We start from the raw sequence: 18,154 nt of genomic DNA, 5'->3' as shown, positions 1-18,154 counted from the left end.
CTGTATGGAACTACAAGGCATTTGCCATAAAATGCATGCAGGTCTTAAGGACCTTAGTGTAACTGATCAACATACACACAAGGCAAATGTTGAATATAAATTTATTCTAGATCGTTCAGAAGTTGACCTGCCATTCAATTTAGGCCAGGAAATTGAAATCGAATGGACCGGCAATATCTACTGTGTATCCTGTGGTAGCAAAACCAGTAAATCCTTTTCACAGGGTCACTGCTTTAAATGTTTCAAAACCAAAGCATCCTGTGACATGTGCATTATGAAACCGGAAACCTGTCATTATCATCTCGGGACTTGCCGCGAAGACAGCTTTGCTCATGAGGTGTGCTTCCAGCCGCATATTGTTTATCTGGCGAATTCAAGTGCATTAAAAGTCGGCATCACCCGTCTTGGACAGATGCCAACGCGCTGGCTGGACCAGGGTGCAACCCAGGCTTTGCCGATTATGAAAGTAGGTTCCCGCCGTCTCTCAGGCCAACTGGAAATTATGTTTGGCACTCAGGTTGCAGACAAGACCGATTGGCGCAAACTACTCAAAGGCGAAGCTGAACCGCTCAATTTAATAGAAGTGCGTGAACAGCTGATAGAAGAATTTGCACCGAAAATTCAAACCATTCGGGATGAATTTAGCCAGAACCTCGAATTTAACGAAACAATTGAAGTCATGGAAAATGAGCTGCCACGCGAGTTTGTTTATCCGGTCGAGCAATATCCCGAAAAAATTAAGTCGCACAACCTGGATAAAACTCCGATTATTCGTGGCAAATTGCTGGGCATTAAAGGACAGTACCTGATCCTGGATACAGGGGTCATTAACATCCGCAAATATTCAGGCTATGAACTGAAAATCCGGGCTGAATAAGCTTCAATTCAGCCATAAAAAAAACCTGCGTTAACGCAGGTTTTTTATTTCACTTAAGATTACTTAATTTTCGCATGTGACTTTAGATATTGCGTGTAATCATCCAGTTCCTGCTGACCACGAAGCTGTTGATACAACTTGGACAATTCACCCAACTGTTCATTGGTTAAGGCATTCGAAGTCGTCTTGTTCACATTTGATACAGCAACCACCACCAATTCATTAGGCAAAGAAGCAGTCGTGACTGACCACATGCCTGCTTTCGGTGCCGGAACACTGAATGCCGCACGTTCAATCTCACGTTTTAGGCCTTGTGAACGGGTAAATACACCAGCATTTTCAAAAGTAATCTGACTTTGTGCCACAACGCTAGCAGCTGGTTGTGATTTAAAGTTATTCAATGCGGTCTGGATTTTCGCTTTCGCTGCATCACTTGCTTTCTGTTCGATGAGTTTTGCTTTTACACGTGGTGTTGCTTCAGCCAAAGTCTGCACACCAGCCGCATGATAATTACGTACTTTTACCCAAACAGTATTGCCATTTGCCATTTGAATGCTGCTAGATGCATTGCGATCGCCATTTTTCACATCATCATTAAACAGCTTGACCTTGACATTGGCATCGCTCAGTACAGGATGCTGTGTAGCCAGGGTCATACCTTTCACAGACTGAACCGTTACACCTTTAACTTCCTGCGCCACCACATCTAGCGCATCGCTCCCTACAACCAGCTCATTCAGGCTATTTACAGCATCCGAGAATGAATTTGCGGCTTTATTCTTTTGCAACTCAGCCAGCAAGCGCGGTTTTTCAGTCTCAAATGAAGGCAACTTCATTGCAGCGGCTTCGGTTTCAATTAAATGATAACCATACTGGGTTTTAACCGGTGCTGAAACTTGTGCGGGTTTTAAAGAAGCAACGCTTTGATCAAATGCATCACCAAACACGCCTTTTGCATAGGCTTCTACCACACCACCCTTAGATTTCGATTCAGTATCATCCGAATACTGTGCTGCAGCTTGGGCAAAAGACATGCCTGCTTTAATTTTTGCAGCAACCTCATTGGCTAATTTTTTCGCCTCAGCGTCCGAACGGGTGTCTGCCGTAATTAAAATATGTTTGACCAATGGCTTAACATTCTGCTTTTGCGCATCAACAAATGCATTATAAGCTTGCTGCAATTCAGCATCTGTCACTTGAGTATTGGCAGGTGCAACATCAGCAGGCGTAAGCACAACGTAGTCCACATCTACACTTGCAACCTGCTTAAACGCATTTTGATGCTTGTTGTAATAAGCTGCTATTTCTTGCGGTGTGACTTTGATATTTTTCTTGTATTCATCCAGTTTAATGCTGGCAAGATGCAAGGTGCGTTGTTCAGTTTGCAAGTTGGCAATTTGCTGAATATCAAGCTTGCTCACCAATGCATAGTCCATAAATGTTGAAGTCAACATTTTCAAAGCATGGTCTTTACGCAAGTTGGCGATCAAAGACTGGCTGGTCATGCCCACTGAACGCAAATAATTTGAGTACAAGGCTTCAGAAAATTTACCGTTTTCCTGGAAGCTTGGTTGCTGCGCAACCATCTGTTCAATTTGTGCATCACTTAATGAAATGCCCAGCTCTTCTGCCTGCTGTAACAACAAGGTTCGAGCGACCAGACTATCCATCGCCTTGTTTTCAATGAAAGATTGATTCAGTAAAGTTTCGTCGCCGTTGGCATAAGCCAAATATTGTTCTTTAAATGTTTGGGTCAGCGATTCTAATTCTTTTTTAGAAATTTCCTGGCCATTCACCAGTTTTGCTGTGTCTTCTGACTTACCACCACTAAAATATCCTTCAATACCTACAAGTGCTAAAGGGGTCAAAAACAAAATGAGCAACACTTTGCCCAACCAGCCCTTAATAACTTTACGAAAAGATTCCATAAGTATTCCAATATTTTATTTCTGGGGGGATTTTACCCGAAAACCTCAGCTGAATGAATGTGTTCACACTGTAAATCGGCATTATTAATAAAAAACGCGCCTATAGGGCGCGTTTATCGGCTTTAAAAAAGATTAAGCTACAGAATCTTTTAAACCTTTACCTGCTTTAAAGCTTGGTACTTTGCTTGCTTTAATTTCTAAAGCTGCGCCAGTTTGCGGGTTACGACCTGTACGTGCCGCACGTTCTTTAACGTTGAATGTACCAAAACCAACAAGTGTAACAGTATCACCAGATTTAAGTGCTTCAGTAATTGAAGCAATTGTTGCATCTAAGGCTTTACCTGCATCAGTCTTAGACAATCCCCCTTTCTCTGCAATTGCATCGATTAATTCTGATTTATTCATGAAGATTACGTCCTCTTAATATCGTTTATTTAAGGTCTAAGGATTCCATAACACCTTTATATCAATGCTTTGGGGCAAAACGCAATACTCTCAATCAGCTTTTCTATAAAATAATTGCGAAAAAAATTGTTGAAAAATGCAGAAAAACTAAAAAAGTTTCATTTTTGTAACATTTGTGCCTTTAACTGCTTATTTTCTTCAATCAAAAAATCGACTTTATTATGGAGTTGTAATATGAGACTTTCTAAATGTTGAATATCTTTTACAGTAACCAGACCAATTCTGTTTAAAGAGTGGTTAACACTATGGTCAATGAGTTTTTCGACCTTGTCTTTGGTATCGCTCACCGATTCTTTGGCTTTTACCGAAACTTTTTCTACGGTTTGATCGGCAATTTCAGACGTCTTGGATTCCAGTTCTTCACCGACCTTGACTAAAGAGTCAAAGAGTTTGTTGCCTTCCTCTTCCGCACGCGAAAAAGCCCCCAGGCCAGCAAGCCATATCTGCTGAGTATATTTACGAAAATCCAGACCCGATTTACGACCTGAACGTGATTTATTCTTTGTTTTATCAGTATTTTCATTTTTTAGTTGATCAATCTCTTGATCTTTTATTGATTTATCCATTCAGCCAATCTCCTGCTTATTTTCCATACAACTTAAATATAATTACTCAAAAAATACAGCTATAATAACAAATTAAATACTTGATCGATTTGCTAAACTGTTCTACAAAGCAAGATTAATATATTTGTTGATAAGTCCTGAAACACATTTTCGAGCATGGGATGCTCCTTTCAGGTAAGGATTAAGTTTTATGAGTGAATCGCAACAAGGTCAAAAACAACCGCATTTGTTGCTCACAATGACCATGATTGTTTTAGAGACAATCTTTACCTTCATCTTAAAACATGATCGGGTAGTTGGCTTGCAGGCTAAAAAATTTATAGATCAAAAAATAACCATTAAAATTAATAGCTATTTACCTTATTTTGATTTTTATGTGGTTTTTACTGAACACGGCATACTCTTTGACACCAAGGCACCAGCGAAAGTAGTCGATTTGGATATTCGCACCACGCTTATGGATTTAATCAAAGTATTTGTCTTTGGCAATCGACGCAGCATTAAAAAAATGCGTATTGATGGTGACAGCACCCTAAAGGATGAGTTTCGCGATTTAGCCTTGCTGTTCAGCTTTCCAAAAGTTTTATCTGACTGGAAACAGTGGCTTAGTGAACCCACTGATGAACAGGAGATTATTGCTTCCAAAAAACGTATTGCTCCCCTATTAGAAAAAATTGATCAACAACGTTCCAAGATCAATACCTTAGAGGTAGAAGTTAAACAATACAAGAATCGTATTCGTCGTATGCAGCAAAAACAAAAAAGAATGAATATCGTTTTTAGTCTAACTATCGTGCTATTAGTTGCGTTATTAGTGTATAATTGGTGGATTGTATAAATATATAATTTTCCTATAAAACAAAATAATTTAAACCCCCATAAAAAAACTTGACTATTTTAGTCAGGATTCATAAAATCGACACATCTAGTCTTAATATGTGTATCGAATCATGCGTCTTACTACTCGCGGTCGTTACGCAGTGACTGCTCTACTTGATTTAGCTTTGCAGCCAACTGAACAAACGATCACGCTTGCTGAAATTGCAGCTCGTCAAACTATTTCTGTGGCTTATCTTGAGCAGTTATTTGCGAAATTAAAGCGCCACGGCTTAGTTTCTAGTGTTCGTGGAGCCAACGGTGGTTATCATCTGGCACGTAACGCTGAAGAAATCACAGTATTAGAAATTATTGAAGCTGTAAACGAAACAGTTGACGCAACGCGTTGTGACCATAAAGGTAACTGCCAAAATGGTGCAATGTGCTTGACTCATGATTTATGGCAAGAACTCTCCCACCACATTGCCGATTATTTAGCAAAAATCACCCTTGCTGACCTGGTAGCACGCGACAACGTTCAAACCGTTGCAATTCGCCAAAATACAGCATCATTTGATTCAGCCCTTTTATCGGTTACAGGTATTTGACATGAAACGTCCGATTTATCTTGATTATGCAGCAACCACTCCTGTAGACCCTCAAGTTGCAGAACGCATGATGGAGTGCTTAACTTTCGACGGTACTTTCGGTAATGCTGCATCTCGTTCTCATGCTTACGGTTGGCAGGCTGAAGAAAAAGTAGAATATGCACGTGAACAAGTTGCGAACTTGGTCAAAGCAGATCCACGCGAGATCGTGTGGACTTCAGGTGCTACGGAATCTGATAACCTGGCACTGAAAGGTGTGGCTCAATTTTATGCCTCTAAAGGCAAACACATCATTACAAGTAAAATTGAACATAAAGCAATTTTAGATACTTGCCGTGAATTAGAAGCAGAAGGTTTCGAAATTACTTATCTTGAACCACTGCCTCAAACAGGTTTAATTACCCCGGAAATGGTTGAAGCAGCGATTCGCCCAGATACCATTCTGGTGTCGCTGATGATGGTGAACAACGAGATCGGTACCATCACTGACGTTGCAGCGATCGGTGAAATTACCCGTGCCAAGAAAATTTTCTTCCACGTGGATGCGGCTCAGGCTGCAGGCAAGGTAGAGATTGATCTTTCAACTTTAAAAGTTGATTTAATGAGTTTCTCTGCGCACAAGATTTATGGCCCTAAAGGTATCGGCGCATTATTTGTTCGCCGTTCACCACGTGTCCGTCTTAAAGCGCAAATGCATGGTGGCGGTCATGAACGCGGCATGCGCTCAGGTACACTTGCAACTCACCAAATTGTAGGTATGGGCGAAGCGTTTGAACTTGCAGGCAAAAACCTTGAAGCCGAACAAAAGCGGCTACGTGTACTGCGTGACAAATTATGGAATGGTCTACAAGGTTTAGAACAAGTGTTCTTAAACGGCCATCCAACTCAAAACGTTGCAAACTATCTCAATGTCAGCTTTAACTTCGTTGAAGGCGAATCATTGATGATGGCCCTGAAAGATGCAGCTGTATCTTCTGGTTCAGCATGTACTTCTGCAACCCTTGAACCCTCTTATGTACTTCGTGCACTTGGTCTTTCTGACGAGCTTGCCCACAGTTCAATCCGTTTCAGCTTCGGTAAATACACCACTGAAGAAGATATCGATCATGTTCTTGAAATCACTAAAGCTGCTGTTGAGAAATTGCGTGAACTTTCTCCGCTTTGGGATATGTATAAAGAAGGTATCGACCTTTCAACAGTTGAATGGGCTGAACACTGATTCATGTCCTGGAGATAGCTTTAAAATTTAAAGCTATCTCGTTGATAAACGTAATTTCACCCCCATATTAATCTTAAGGCTGACCCCGAGGTTTGGAGAAGCATCATGGCTTATAGCGAAAAAGTAATTGATCATTACGAAAACCCTCGTAATGTTGGCGTTTTAGACAAAAATGCTGAAAATGTTGGTACAGGTATGGTCGGTGCACCGGCTTGTGGTGATGTAATGCGTCTTCAAATTCAAGTGAATGATGAAGGTGTGATTGAAGAAGCACGTTTTAAAACTTATGGTTGTGGTTCCGCGATTGCCTCTAGCTCGCTTGTGACTGAATGGCTAAAAGGTAAAACCTTGGACGAAGCTCAAGCGATCAAGAATATCGACATCGCGAACGAACTGGCTCTCCCTCCAGTAAAAGTACACTGCTCTGTGCTGGCTGAAGATGCCATTAAAGCTGCTGTTGAAGATTACCGCAGCAAAAAAACAAAAGCTTAAGTGTTTCAAGTTTTTGATGGAAAATTAACGGAGTTTTCATGATCCATTTAACTGAAAATGCTGCAACTCATATCAGCAATTACCTAAAAAATCGTGGTAAGGGTGAAGGCATTCGCGTTGGTGTGAAAACTTCAGGCTGCTCTGGCTTGGCTTATGTACTCGAATTCGTGGATGAAGTCGATACACATGACCAGATGTTTGAGCAGTTTGGTGTTAAGGTTTTCGTTGACCCGAAAAGCCTGGTTTATCTTGAAGGTATGGAGATGGACTACGTGAAAAACGGTCTCAATGAAGGCTTCGAATTTAACAACCCCAATAAAAAAGGCGAATGTGGCTGTGGTGAATCTTTCACCGTTTAAACACTCCATTGTCTCTCTTTTGGTGATTAAAACAGTGTAAAATGCACTGTTTTAATTGCATTTATAGCAGTCACTTTTGCATATCTATCGTGGATCCTATCTCCCATGAATCATTTTGAGCTGTTCAACCTCCCTGTAGCACTCGATATTGATTTAGCAGCCTTAAAAACTGAATTTTTGAAGTTGCAGCAACAATATCATCCAGATAAAGCCGAAGACAAAGATCAGGCCCTGATTAAATCGAGCGAGATCAATCAGGCATTCAAAGCTTTATCCAATGTTGATAGCCGCGCTGCCTATCTGTTGAGTCTGAAAAAACAGGATTATCACCTGGATCAGTCGATCAGTGATTTTGAATTTCTTCAGGATGCGCTGGAAATTCGTGAACAGCTCGACGATGCTGCATCTGCCGATGATCTGCAATCTTTAAAAGTTGAAGTGCAGCAATGGATTGACGGTTTAGTCCGTGAATTCAAAATCGACTATGACGATGAGGACTGGGGTGAAGCCCGTGATACCGTTCGTAAATTGCGTTTCTTTGTTAAGGTCATGTCTGACATCAACAAAGCTGAAGATCGTTTCCTGGATGACGACAGCTTTGATTTAGATGATGATTTTTAATTTGCTTTGATTTTATTTTTAATTTTAGTTCTAAGGATGTAACACAATGGCTCTCTTGCAAATTGCAGAACCCGGTCAATCAAGTGCACCGCATGAACACCGCATTGCCATTGGTATCGACCTGGGTACGACGCATTCATTGGTTGCCACGGTACTTTCAGGTCAAGCCAAAGTCCTCAACGACGAACAAGGTCGCGTGTTACTTCCGTCCATTGTTCACTATAGCCATAACAACACGCATTATGGTGACGAAGCCAAGCCTTTTATTACCACAGATCCCAAAAATACCATTGTTTCAGTAAAACGTTTTATGGGTCGTTCCAAAGCGGACATAAAATTCCAGCACCCTTATACTTTGGTGGGTGAAGACAACCAGATGCCTGCTTTTGAAACTGCACAAGGCCGTAAAACACCTGTGGAGATTTCAGCAGAAATTTTAAAACAGCTGAAAGACCGTGCAGAAGAAAGTTTAAAAAATGAAGTGAATGGTGCCGTGATTACGGTTCCAGCCTATTTTGATGAGGCACAACGTCAGGCAACACGGGATGCTGCACAACTGGCGGGTCTGAATGTTTTACGTCTACTCAATGAACCCACTGCCGCGGCTGTAGCTTATGGTCTGGATCAGGAAACCAATTTAGCTCACGATCAAAACTATGTGATCTATGACCTGGGTGGCGGTACTTTTGACGTATCAATCCTGCGTTTCTCACAAGGTGTTTTTGAAGTTTTGGCGACTGGCGGACATACTGCTTTAGGTGGTGATGACCTGGATCGCCTGATTGTGAAATGGGCTAAAAAACAGCTGAATATTGAAACCCTAGATGATGCCGAATATGCACATTTTATTGTTTCTGCACGTAAAGCCAAAGAAGCCTTGTCAGATGCCGACTCAGTTGAGCTGAAAGTATTAGATCAGGTTCTGAGTTTAGACCGTGCTACATTTGAGGACATCATTAAAGTGGCTTTGGATAAAACCATCAGCGTATGTAAGCGTGTGATGCGTGATGCCAAACTTGAGCTGGATGATATTAAAAATGTCGTGCTTGTGGGCGGGTCTACCCGTTCTTATGCAGTGCAAAAAGCGGTTCGTGAAGTCTTCAATCAGGAACCGCTATGCACAATTAACCCGGATGAAGTGGTTGCGATTGGTGCATCAATTACAGCGAATCAACTGATTGGCAATTCCAAAGATGGTTCTTTGTTATTGGACGTTACTCCGCTTTCTCTTGGTCTGGAAACCATGGGTGGTCTGGTTGAACGTTTAATCTCACGCAACACTGCCATTCCAGTCGCGCGTCGCCAGGAATTTACCACCTATCAGGATGGCCAGACCGCCATGCTGATTCATGTGGTACAAGGTGAACGTGATCTGGTGGAACATTGCCGTAGCTTGGGTCGCTTTGTCTTGCATGGCATTCCACCAATGACGGCTGGTCAGGCACGTATTGAAGTCACTTTCCAGGTTGATGCCGATGGCTTGTTGACTGTTTCGGCTAAAGAAACCACGTCTGGTGTACATGCGCAAATCGACATTAAACCTTCTTATGGTTTATCCGATGCCGATACCGAACGCTTACTGATTGACGGTTTCAAATATGCTGAAGAAGATAAGAACCTTCGTCATTTACAGGAAACCAAGGTTGAGGCAAAACGTGAACTGGAAGCGTTGGAACAAGCCCTGAAAGTGGATGCCCAGCTATTAACTGCTGAACAGTTAGCCTCCTTGAATCAAGCCAAGGCTCAACTTGAGGCTCAACTCGAAACCACCGATATCAAAGCGATTGAACAGGCTGTAGAACAGCTTAAAATACACAGTGATGCTTTTGCTGCTGCACGTATGAATCAACATATTGATGCAGCCCTGAAAGGCACTAAACTTGATGACTGGTCAAACTCGGACAACTAAACAGGAAAAAATTATGCCACGTATTAAAGTTCTTCCACATGCGCAAATTTGCCCGAATGGTGCCGAGTTTGAAGTCGAACAGAATGCCAACCTGTGCGAAAGCCTGTTAAAAAATGGCATTAAGATTGAACATGCATGCGATATGTCCTGCGCATGTACCACGTGCCATGTCGTGGTTCGAAAAGGTTTTGACAGCCTTGAAGAAATGTCTGATGTTGAAGCAGATTTACTGGATCGTGCCTGGGGCTTGGAACCGGATTCACGTCTTTCATGCCAGGTAAAAATCGTGGATGAAGATCTAGAAGTGGAAATTCCAAAATATACCATTAACCATGCTTCAGAAAATCATTAAGATTTTTAGCCATAAAAAACCACGCAATCGCGTGGTTTTTTCATCTTTAGACTTCATCTAAATTACGTTTTTAGTGATACTGCTCGTCTTTCTCATCTTCAACCACATCTTCCAGATTCAGTCGGACTATACCTTCTGAATTGGTCATTTTTTGCTGCTTTTCAATACGCTTGATCATCTTCTCCAGCACTTGAATCAACTCCGGATATTCATAGTTTTGAACTTCATCCAGATTCAGCAATAAATGGAAACCCTTGTACTCATAATCAAACCAGCGCTGATAATCCGATTTGCGCGAAGTATATTTTTCCATGACTTGCCAGGTCTTCACCGGACCTTGAATGCCTTTAAGCCGAATCGGTGCTTTAGGCGCACATAAATAGTCATTTTTAATTAAATTATAGGTTTCATCAGAAATCAGGATTTCGTCGACTGCTGCGGCACTTTGCAGACGCGCGGCCAAATTGGCATCACGTCCCACAATGGTATATGCCATACGATGTGCTGCGCCATAGTTCCCTACGTGACAATATCCGGTACTGATCCCCATACGGATATGTAGGGCCGGATAGCCCATTTTAATCCAGCGCTCACGCAGCAGTTTCATTTGCTGACGCATATCGATCGCCATGTCCAGACAGGTTTTTGCATCCTGCTCCACACCTTGCGAGATTGGGTCACCAAAGAAAATCAGAATGGCATCCCCCATAAACTTGTCGACAGTCGCTTCATACTGTCTGGCAATTTCAGTCATATGACTTAAATAGTCATTCAGCAGGAAGGCTAAATCGTCTGGAATCAGGGTTTCTGAAAGCTCGGTAAAACCTTGAATATCTGAAAAGAAAATGGTCATTTTCTTGCGTTTGTATTCAATTTTGGCTTCCGATTCCCCTTTCATGATTGACTGCCACAACTGCACAGGTGCATAGCGGCTCAGCTGATTTGCGAATTCCATATAACGATTCATTTGATCGTAATAATAGGTTCGGCGATTACTGATATGTTGAATCTGGCTGCTTTGGTAAAAACTGCCCACACCAAAAAAGGTGATTAAACAGATAAAACCTAAAACAGTTAACTCACCGGTAGTTTGTTCAAAATACTCACCAAAACCAAAAATCAGAATATTACACAGATAAAAATTTGCGATTCCAATCAGGCTTGCCAATGACACCGCTAAAAATGAAATCTTGTTGGTGATTGCGGTATATAAAATGACAAATATTGAAATAAAAGTCAGAACCAGGTTTAAATGAATGGCAGATAAAATAACCGAAATAACAACGACATCGGTAATAAACAAGACACTGCGTTTTATATTGGAATTAAAGCGATACTGGAGCCAGTTCGATAATCTCGGTGTAACCAGAAAAACCAGCAGCAGGAAAAAAGGAATATAAATCTGATATTGGGTGTCAGAAGCCGTGTAATGGTAGACAATCACAAGTAAAGACAACATCATATATCCCATCAAGCGATGGAAATATTCAAATTGTCTGGGCTCTTTTCTAATCCAGTCGTCTAATGACACTCAATCACTCCTGATCCGAGTCTTTACACCATAAATTCCATACTATGGCTTTCAATAGGCAGGAATTAATCCATACGCCAGTCAAATGGCATATCACCCTGACCACGTAGTGCCAGCATCAAGGTTTGACGCATATGTGCAAGAACTTCATTGGTATAAGGAACTGCTGGTGTACCCCAGACCGGTTTTGGCCAAGCAACGTCATTCTGGTAACGCACGACATGATGAAAATGCAATTGTGGAACCATATTTCCAAGGGCTGCCACGTTCATTTTGTCTGCGCGGAATACGCGTGAAAGCTGACTCGATAACCAGCTAGATTCACGCAGGAACTGTTCCTGGTCAGCCTGACTTAATTCATATAACTCGCTCACGCCTGGTACGCGTGGAATTAATATGAGCCACGGAAATTGCATATCATTCATTAAACGACATGTTGACAGTGGAAAGTCGCCTACAAAAAAAGTATCTTGAGCAAGTTGTGGATGCAAACTAAACATATCTTTATAAATTATGCAAAATTAGAATGATGGCTAATACTATCACATACAATGGGACGTGAATATTCTATGCAATGTGTTTCATTACAAATAAACCACTATTTACAGCGAATACGTGAACATTCACGAATTTAATAAATTTCTTTAAAAAATCAAGCGCTTCATCGCACTATCTTTTAAAATCCGATCAAATTGCAAAGGGAATGCGTAAATATTATGCACTCCCTGTCAAATCAATGAATTTCTTTTAACAAACTGTCCATTAAATCGACAATAAACTGAATACGTTTTTGGTAATCTTCCAGCATAACCATGATTTTCAGGCGTTGCCCGCCATCCATACGGAAAAAGGTCGGATGTTTTTGCATCATTTGAATAATACTGATGGCTTGTACCGGTGTTTCGGGTGAAAATTCGATATGTCCACCCTGAGAACCAATATCAATCTTGGTGATGCCCAGCTGCTCCGCTTTTAAACGGATTTGATGCACAGCAAACAGCTGCTTCACTGGCTGCGGCGGCACGCCAAACCGGTCAATCAGTTCCATCCGGATATTGTCGAGTTTTTCCTGGGTATCGGTATTACTGATGCGTTTATAGAACAATAGGCGCTGATGCACATCTCCCAGATATTCATCTGGAATCAAGGCTGGCATATGTAGATTGATTTCCGCAATCAGGGACAATGGTGCATCGAAATTCGGGGTTTTGCCTTTTTGGATGGCTTTGGTGGCTTTTTCCAGCATTTCCATATACAGGCTATAACCAATCGCCTGCATGGAGCCACTTTGCTGTTCGCCCAACAGTTCACCGGCACCACGAATTTCCAGATCTTCCGTCGCCAGCATGAAACCGGCCCCTAAATTCGATGCGCGCTGAATCGCATCCAGACGTTTCTCTGCATCTCCCTTTAACCCCTTGATTGAAGGTACCAGCAAGTAGGCATAAGCTTGATGGTGTGAACGTCCGACACGGCCCCGTAATTGGTGCAACTGGGCAAGTCCCAGCTTATCAGCGCGTTCAATTAAAATGGTATTGGCATTGGGAACGTCAATCCCGGTTTCAATAATGGTTGAACAGACCAGCACATTGTATTCTTTATGATAGAACTGCTGCATCACCTGCTCCAGTTCACGTTCCCGCATTTGGCCATGAGCAACCGCCACCCGGGCCTCAGGCACCAGTTCACGAATATTTTCAGCAGTACGCTCAATGGTATCCACTTCATTATGCAGGAAATATACCTGTCCACCGCGCAGCAATTCACGCAGAATCGCCTCTTTAATGGATTCACTGGTCTGTTCCTGTACAAAGGTTTTCACAGCCAGACGACGTGCAGGCGGTGTAGCGATAATCGAAAGGTCGCGCATCCCGCTAAAGGCCATATTTAAAGTTCGTGGAATTGGCGTCGCGGTCAGGGTGAGCATATCGACATCTGCACGCATAGCTTTAATACGTTCTTTATCACGTACCCCAAAACGATGCTCTTCATCGACAATCATCAGGCCCAGATTTTTAAACTGGATATTCTGCTGCAAAATTTTATGTGTACCAATCACAATATCGACTTTACCATCAGCCAGGTCTTCAATGGTTTTCGTGTGTGATTTACTCGAACCAAAACGTGACAACACTTCTATGCGCACAGGCCAGTCAGCAAAACGGTCTTTAAATGATTCATAGTGCTGCTGTGCCAACAGTGTGGTCGGAACAAGAACCGCCACCTGTTTATTGTTCTGTACCGCCACGAATGCCGCGCGCATCGCAACCTCAGTCTTACCAAAACCGACATCGCCACACACCAGACGATCCATGGGTTTTGCCATTTGCATGTCGTGCAAAGTCGCTTCAATGGCATTGGCCTGATCCAGGGTTTCTTCATAGGCAAAGCCGCTGGCAAACTGCATATAAGGACTTTGTTCCAGTTCAAAGCTAAAGCCCGGTTTAGACTGGCGACGCGCCTGAATATGCAACAGTTCTGCTGCCACATCATGAATCTGTTCCAGCGCTTTACGTTTGGCCTTGTTCCAGGCATCGGTGCCCAATTTATGTAATGGCGCCAGATCAGGATCACCACCACTATAACGGCTGATCAGATGCAAGTTGGTGACCGGAACATAGACCTTGGCAGCGTCGGCATAATCCAGCTGTAAAAACTCATGTTCCTGGTCGTCAATACTTAAAGTGACTAGGCCAGCATAACGTCCCACACCATGATCGATATGCACCACAGGTGCACCAATACTCAGTTCAGTTAAACTGCGAATCAGGAATTCTTCGGATACTTCTTGCTGACGCTTGCGGCGGCGCTGCACCACCCGATGTTCATAGAGCTGGTTTTCCGAGATGATGGTAAGCTGATCAGGAATGACCAGACCCCGATCCAACGGTGCACTGGTAATGGCTATAGCATGTAAAGAGCTTCTGAATTGTGCATAATTTTCAACATTGGGAATGTCTCCCAGCGCTGGACGCAAGGCATCCTTGAGTGTTTCACGACGGCCAGCACTTTCAGCCACCAGCAGGACTGGATGATTGGCAGCATCAATATATTTTTTAACCGCAGAAAACGGTTTTTCCTGTTTTGGATCTACTGGTAAGCGCGGTGGAATTTCCGTATTGAAATTAATCACACCGCTTTTTTCAGCGAATGTTTCTGTTGAGGCAATAATTCTGGCAAACTGATTCAGCTGTTCCAGCACCTGATTCGGCTGCAAAAAGATGTCTTCCGGCGGCAAAATAGGCTGCTCGACATTATGACGGCGATCTTCATAACGGCGCAGTACATCATTCCAAAAATTGCTTAAACCTTCATCCAGATGCTTGTCTGTAATGACAATGCCATTCTTGGGTAAGTACGCCATGAGCGTGCTTTGGGTTTGCATCGCTTCTTTGCTGAAGAATAAAGGGAAATAAAACTCCAGTCCCGGCGATGCAATGCCTTCAAGTACATCCTGATAAAGCGGATTCTTTTTGGGATTTGCATGAGGAAAACTTTCAGCATAGCGGTCACGGAAGGTTGCCCGTCCTTCTTTAAGCGGAAATTCCTTGGCGGGCAATACAGAAAACTGTGGTAAGTTTTGAGTGGTTCTTTGGGTTTCAGGATCAAAAAATTTTAAGCTTTCAATTTCATCATCAAATAAATCGATACGGATGGGCGCGCTTTGACCAGACGCGTAAATATCCATAATGCTGCCACGCATGGCAAATTCACCATGATCATAAACGGTATCGACCAGATGATAACCGGCCTGAACCAAACGCAGTTTCTGCTGTTCCAGTCCAAATTTCTGTCCTACCTGAATATCAAAATGTTCACCCAGCAGCCATGAAGGCGGTGCGACACGCTGCACTAAAGTAGACGCAGATACAAGCAGCACCCCCTGCTTCGGCATATTGGATAAAATGGAAAGTCTTTCAGACACGATATCCTGATGCGGAGATAAACGGTCATAAGGCAGAATTTCCCAATCGGGGAAAATGGTGGGTTTAATCCCGTAAAATTCCAGCTCACTTTCCAACTGTCCCAAATGCTGATTATTTCTGGCAACAACAATGAACAATTGCTTACTTTGTGTGGCAATTTCTTTGAACAATAAAGCGGCCGAAGAACCTTGCAAATTGCCGACCCAGCGTTTTTCGCCTGCCTTTAACTGTTGCAGATTTAATTGGGAAATTTCTTGTTGGAACATGTATATAGCTTTTGGTCTAAATGACATGGACCGTATATTAACATGGGTTTTTTCTTGGTTGAGTTATTTTTATATACAGCAAAGGATTGCATCTAAATCCTTTTAGATGCCGAATATGCAGCTGTTGATGCGATTATTTTTCACGCAGAAAATTACGATAATAGTCATTCAGTTTCTGAATGATCTGCTTGAACTGTAATAGGTTTTCTTCGGTGTTGCCCAAACGTGCAACAAAACGCTGACTGGCAATTTCCAGGTCAATTTTTTCATTAATCAGGATGGCAGTAAAATATAAAGTTTTTAAATCATCAAAGTTGTTCAGTTTACGATTGGAAAAATAAGCCAAACGCTCAGACAGCTGATTGACCACGATTCCGTCCACAATATAGCCTTGTTCCGGATCAAACAGGATATTGTTTTCTTGAAGATACAGCTGTTCAGGAGAAGGTTTTGAACTTTTAAGCAGTCCTGAACCTGTAAATAGTCCGGCAAGTTTGTTCAGCATGGGCATGACACATCGAAAAAAATCCTGAATATTTTAACCCTGTGCTGCAGCATATTCACCACTATTTTTCATATAAAAAGGGAGCCGTTTAAACAGCTCCCTTTTTATCAAGGTCATCATTAAATTGTTGTAGCAGTAGTTAGCCGACCTGTGCCAAAGCTTCATGCTGTAAAGTGACTTCTGAAACCAGATTGCTAAAAGCAAAAATTTCATCCAGTTGTTCTTGAGTCAGTAATTTCTGCTCTAAAACCACCTGCTGAATAGTTTTATTTTCGGCAATGCACTGTTTCCCAATTTCATCGCATTTGGCATGTCCCAAAATCGGATCCAGCAAAGTGACAATACCGACACTGCGCATTACAGCATCGTAACACACCTGCTCATTGGCCTGAATACCTTGAATGCATTTACGGTCAAGGCTGACAACCGCTTGGGTGAGAAGTTCAATCGACTCATTAATTGCAACCGCAATTACCGGCTCCATGACATTGAGTTGCAATTGTCCCGCTTCTGCTGCCATGGTCACGGTTAAATCGTTGCCAATGACCTTAAAGGCAATCTGGTTCACCACTTCGGGAATCACCGGATTGATTTTGGCCGGCATAATAGACGAACCCGCCTGTAATTCAGGTAAGCGAATTTCGGCCAGACCGGTACGCGGTCCCGAACTTAATAGGCGTAAATCGTTACAGATTTTTGAAAGCTTGACTGCCAGCCGTTTCAGGGTGCTGGATAAAATAATGAATACGCCGCAATCGCTGGTGGCTTCGACATAGTCTTCTGCACCCGTTAAATTCAGACCGGTAATTTTATTTAAAGACTGAATTGCAGCATGGGCATAGCCTGGGGGGGTATTCACGCCAGTGCCAATCGCTGTTGCCCCCAGATTCACTTCGAGCAAAAGCTCACGGGTACGCTGAATCAGACGTATATCTTCCTTTAATAAGGTAGCAAATGCACGGAACTCTTGCCCCAAAGTCATCGGTACCGCATCTTGCAGCTGGGTACGTCCCATTTTTAATACAAATTGAAATTCGGCAGCCTTGATATGCAGGCTATCCACCAGTTTCTGGATCGGAAGCAATAAGTCATCCAGACTATAATATGTGGCTAAACGTAAAGCCGTGGGATAGACATCATTAGTGGATTGTGACTTATTGACATGATCGTTGGGATGGACATGTTCATATTGCCCCTTATGAAAACCTAAATGTTCCAAGGCAATGTTGGCCAGGACTTCATTGGTGTTCATATTGATGGAAGTGCCTGCTCCGCCCTGATAGACATCTAAGGGAAAAGCCTGACTCCATTTTTCAGGTTCTGCAATTAAGCTATTGCAGGCATGCTGAATAGCCAGACTGACCTGTTCTGAAATTTTATTAAATTTAAGATTGGTTTGTGCTGAGGCTTTTTTGACTTGAGCCAGGGCACGAATAAAATGGGACTGACTTCCCACTTTCTGATTCGAGATCTGAAAATTCTCCAGAGCACGTAAAGTATGAATACCGTAATAAGATGCGGCCGGAACTTCCTTTGCTCCCAGCAAATCACGTTCTATTCTTGTATTGTCGGGTTGAACTGTTGTCACTTTAAATATACTCACATGTATGCACCAGAATTGTGCAATTGAAAAAGTATTAAGGCTTTGCCCTATTTTAAATATTGTAAAAAGATATTTATTTGGCAATGCTCTTTAACCAAATACATCGACTCT

At 42.4% G+C, this 18,154-nt stretch carries 17 protein-coding genes; 9 read left to right on the top strand and 8 right to left on the bottom strand.

Going from position 1 to position 18,154, the window contains the following annotated elements; genetic code table 11:
* The first annotated feature begins 4 nt into the window (after positions 1-4).
* The gene (locus H4I94_RS00765) at positions 5-877 is read left to right on the top strand and encodes a DUF2797 domain-containing protein (RefSeq protein WP_131273999.1); all 873 of its coding nucleotides are present in this window, start codon (positions 5-7) and stop codon (positions 875-877) included.
* A gap of 59 nt (positions 878-936) precedes the next feature.
* Here the strand turns inward: H4I94_RS00765 and H4I94_RS00760 are convergent, their stop codons facing one another.
* From H4I94_RS00760 to H4I94_RS00750, 3 genes are all read right to left on the bottom strand, one after another.
* Positions 937-2,805: a SurA N-terminal domain-containing protein gene (locus H4I94_RS00760; protein ID WP_261180971.1), complete on the bottom strand. Its 1,869-nt coding sequence runs from the start codon at positions 2,803-2,805 to the stop codon at positions 937-939.
* A gap of 132 nt (positions 2,806-2,937) precedes the next feature.
* Entirely contained in the window at positions 2,938-3,210 is a 273-nt protein-coding gene (locus H4I94_RS00755; protein WP_004651791.1) for an HU family DNA-binding protein, read from the bottom strand.
* Positions 3,211-3,368: 158 nt separating this feature from the next.
* The gene (locus tag H4I94_RS00750; RefSeq protein WP_261180970.1) at positions 3,369-3,836 is read right to left on the bottom strand and encodes a phasin family protein; all 468 of its coding nucleotides are present in this window, start codon (positions 3,834-3,836) and stop codon (positions 3,369-3,371) included.
* Positions 3,837-4,026: 190 nt separating this feature from the next.
* On the opposite strand from H4I94_RS00750, the gene H4I94_RS00745 reads away from it, so the two are divergent.
* The 8 genes from H4I94_RS00745 (at position 4,027) to fdx (ending at position 10,212) form a co-directional block, all read left to right on the top strand.
* Entirely contained in the window at positions 4,027-4,674 is a 648-nt protein-coding gene (locus H4I94_RS00745; protein ID WP_261180969.1) for a hypothetical protein, read from the top strand.
* Between the two features lie 112 nt (positions 4,675-4,786).
* The gene (locus H4I94_RS00740; RefSeq protein ID WP_086197843.1) at positions 4,787-5,260 is read left to right on the top strand and encodes an Rrf2 family transcriptional regulator; all 474 of its coding nucleotides are present in this window, start codon (positions 4,787-4,789) and stop codon (positions 5,258-5,260) included.
* Position 5,261: 1 nt separating this feature from the next.
* Positions 5,262-6,479 carry an IscS subfamily cysteine desulfurase gene (locus H4I94_RS00735; protein WP_092819435.1) on the top strand — a complete coding sequence of 406 codons (1,218 nt, stop codon included), beginning with the start codon at positions 5,262-5,264 and terminating at the stop codon, positions 6,477-6,479.
* 105 nt (positions 6,480-6,584) lie between these two features.
* Positions 6,585-6,971 (top strand): Fe-S cluster assembly scaffold IscU, encoded by a 387-nt coding sequence (iscU, locus tag H4I94_RS00730; protein WP_092819434.1) that lies wholly within the window; start codon positions 6,585-6,587, stop codon positions 6,969-6,971.
* Positions 6,972-7,009: 38 nt separating this feature from the next.
* Positions 7,010-7,330: an iron-sulfur cluster assembly protein IscA gene (iscA, locus tag H4I94_RS00725; protein ID WP_086196349.1), complete on the top strand. Its 321-nt coding sequence runs from the start codon at positions 7,010-7,012 to the stop codon at positions 7,328-7,330.
* 105 nt (positions 7,331-7,435) lie between these two features.
* On the top strand, positions 7,436-7,951 hold the full coding sequence (gene hscB, locus H4I94_RS00720) for a Fe-S protein assembly co-chaperone HscB (RefSeq protein WP_261180968.1): 516 nt from the start codon (positions 7,436-7,438) through the stop codon (positions 7,949-7,951).
* Positions 7,952-7,997: 46 nt separating this feature from the next.
* Complete coding sequence (hscA, locus tag H4I94_RS00715) at positions 7,998-9,860, top strand: Fe-S protein assembly chaperone HscA (RefSeq protein ID WP_092819432.1); 1,863 nt, start codon at positions 7,998-8,000, stop codon at positions 9,858-9,860.
* Between the two features lie 13 nt (positions 9,861-9,873).
* Positions 9,874-10,212 carry an ISC system 2Fe-2S type ferredoxin gene (gene fdx / locus H4I94_RS00710; RefSeq protein WP_092819431.1) on the top strand — a complete coding sequence of 113 codons (339 nt, stop codon included), beginning with the start codon at positions 9,874-9,876 and terminating at the stop codon, positions 10,210-10,212.
* 70 nt (positions 10,213-10,282) lie between these two features.
* Here fdx and H4I94_RS00705 read toward each other — a convergent pair whose 3' ends face one another.
* The 5 genes from H4I94_RS00705 to aspA form a co-directional block, all read right to left on the bottom strand.
* A complete protein-coding gene (locus H4I94_RS00705; protein WP_131274005.1) occupies positions 10,283-11,743 on the bottom strand; it encodes an adenylate/guanylate cyclase domain-containing protein in 1,461 nt (486 codons plus the stop codon).
* A 65-nt stretch (positions 11,744-11,808) separates the two neighbouring features.
* On the bottom strand, positions 11,809-12,243 hold the full coding sequence (locus tag H4I94_RS00700) for an HIT domain-containing protein (protein ID WP_092819429.1): 435 nt from the start codon (positions 12,241-12,243) through the stop codon (positions 11,809-11,811).
* Between the two features lie 233 nt (positions 12,244-12,476).
* Positions 12,477-15,935, bottom strand: coding sequence for a transcription-repair coupling factor (mfd, locus tag H4I94_RS00695; RefSeq protein ID WP_261180967.1), 3,459 nt, complete (start codon positions 15,933-15,935; stop codon positions 12,477-12,479).
* Positions 15,936-16,068: 133 nt separating this feature from the next.
* Positions 16,069-16,440 carry a hypothetical protein gene (locus H4I94_RS00690; protein WP_131274007.1) on the bottom strand — a complete coding sequence of 124 codons (372 nt, stop codon included), beginning with the start codon at positions 16,438-16,440 and terminating at the stop codon, positions 16,069-16,071.
* A gap of 139 nt (positions 16,441-16,579) precedes the next feature.
* A complete protein-coding gene (aspA, locus tag H4I94_RS00685; protein ID WP_261181330.1) occupies positions 16,580-18,028 on the bottom strand; it encodes an aspartate ammonia-lyase in 1,449 nt (482 codons plus the stop codon).
* Positions 18,029-18,154 lie beyond the last annotated feature (126 nt).

The sequence above is a fragment of the Acinetobacter sp. T_3_1 genome (assembly GCF_025377055.1).
GTDB classification, from domain to species: Bacteria; Pseudomonadota; Gammaproteobacteria; order Pseudomonadales; family Moraxellaceae; genus Acinetobacter; species Acinetobacter kookii.
This window is presented reverse-complemented; position numbering and strand designations above follow the sequence as displayed.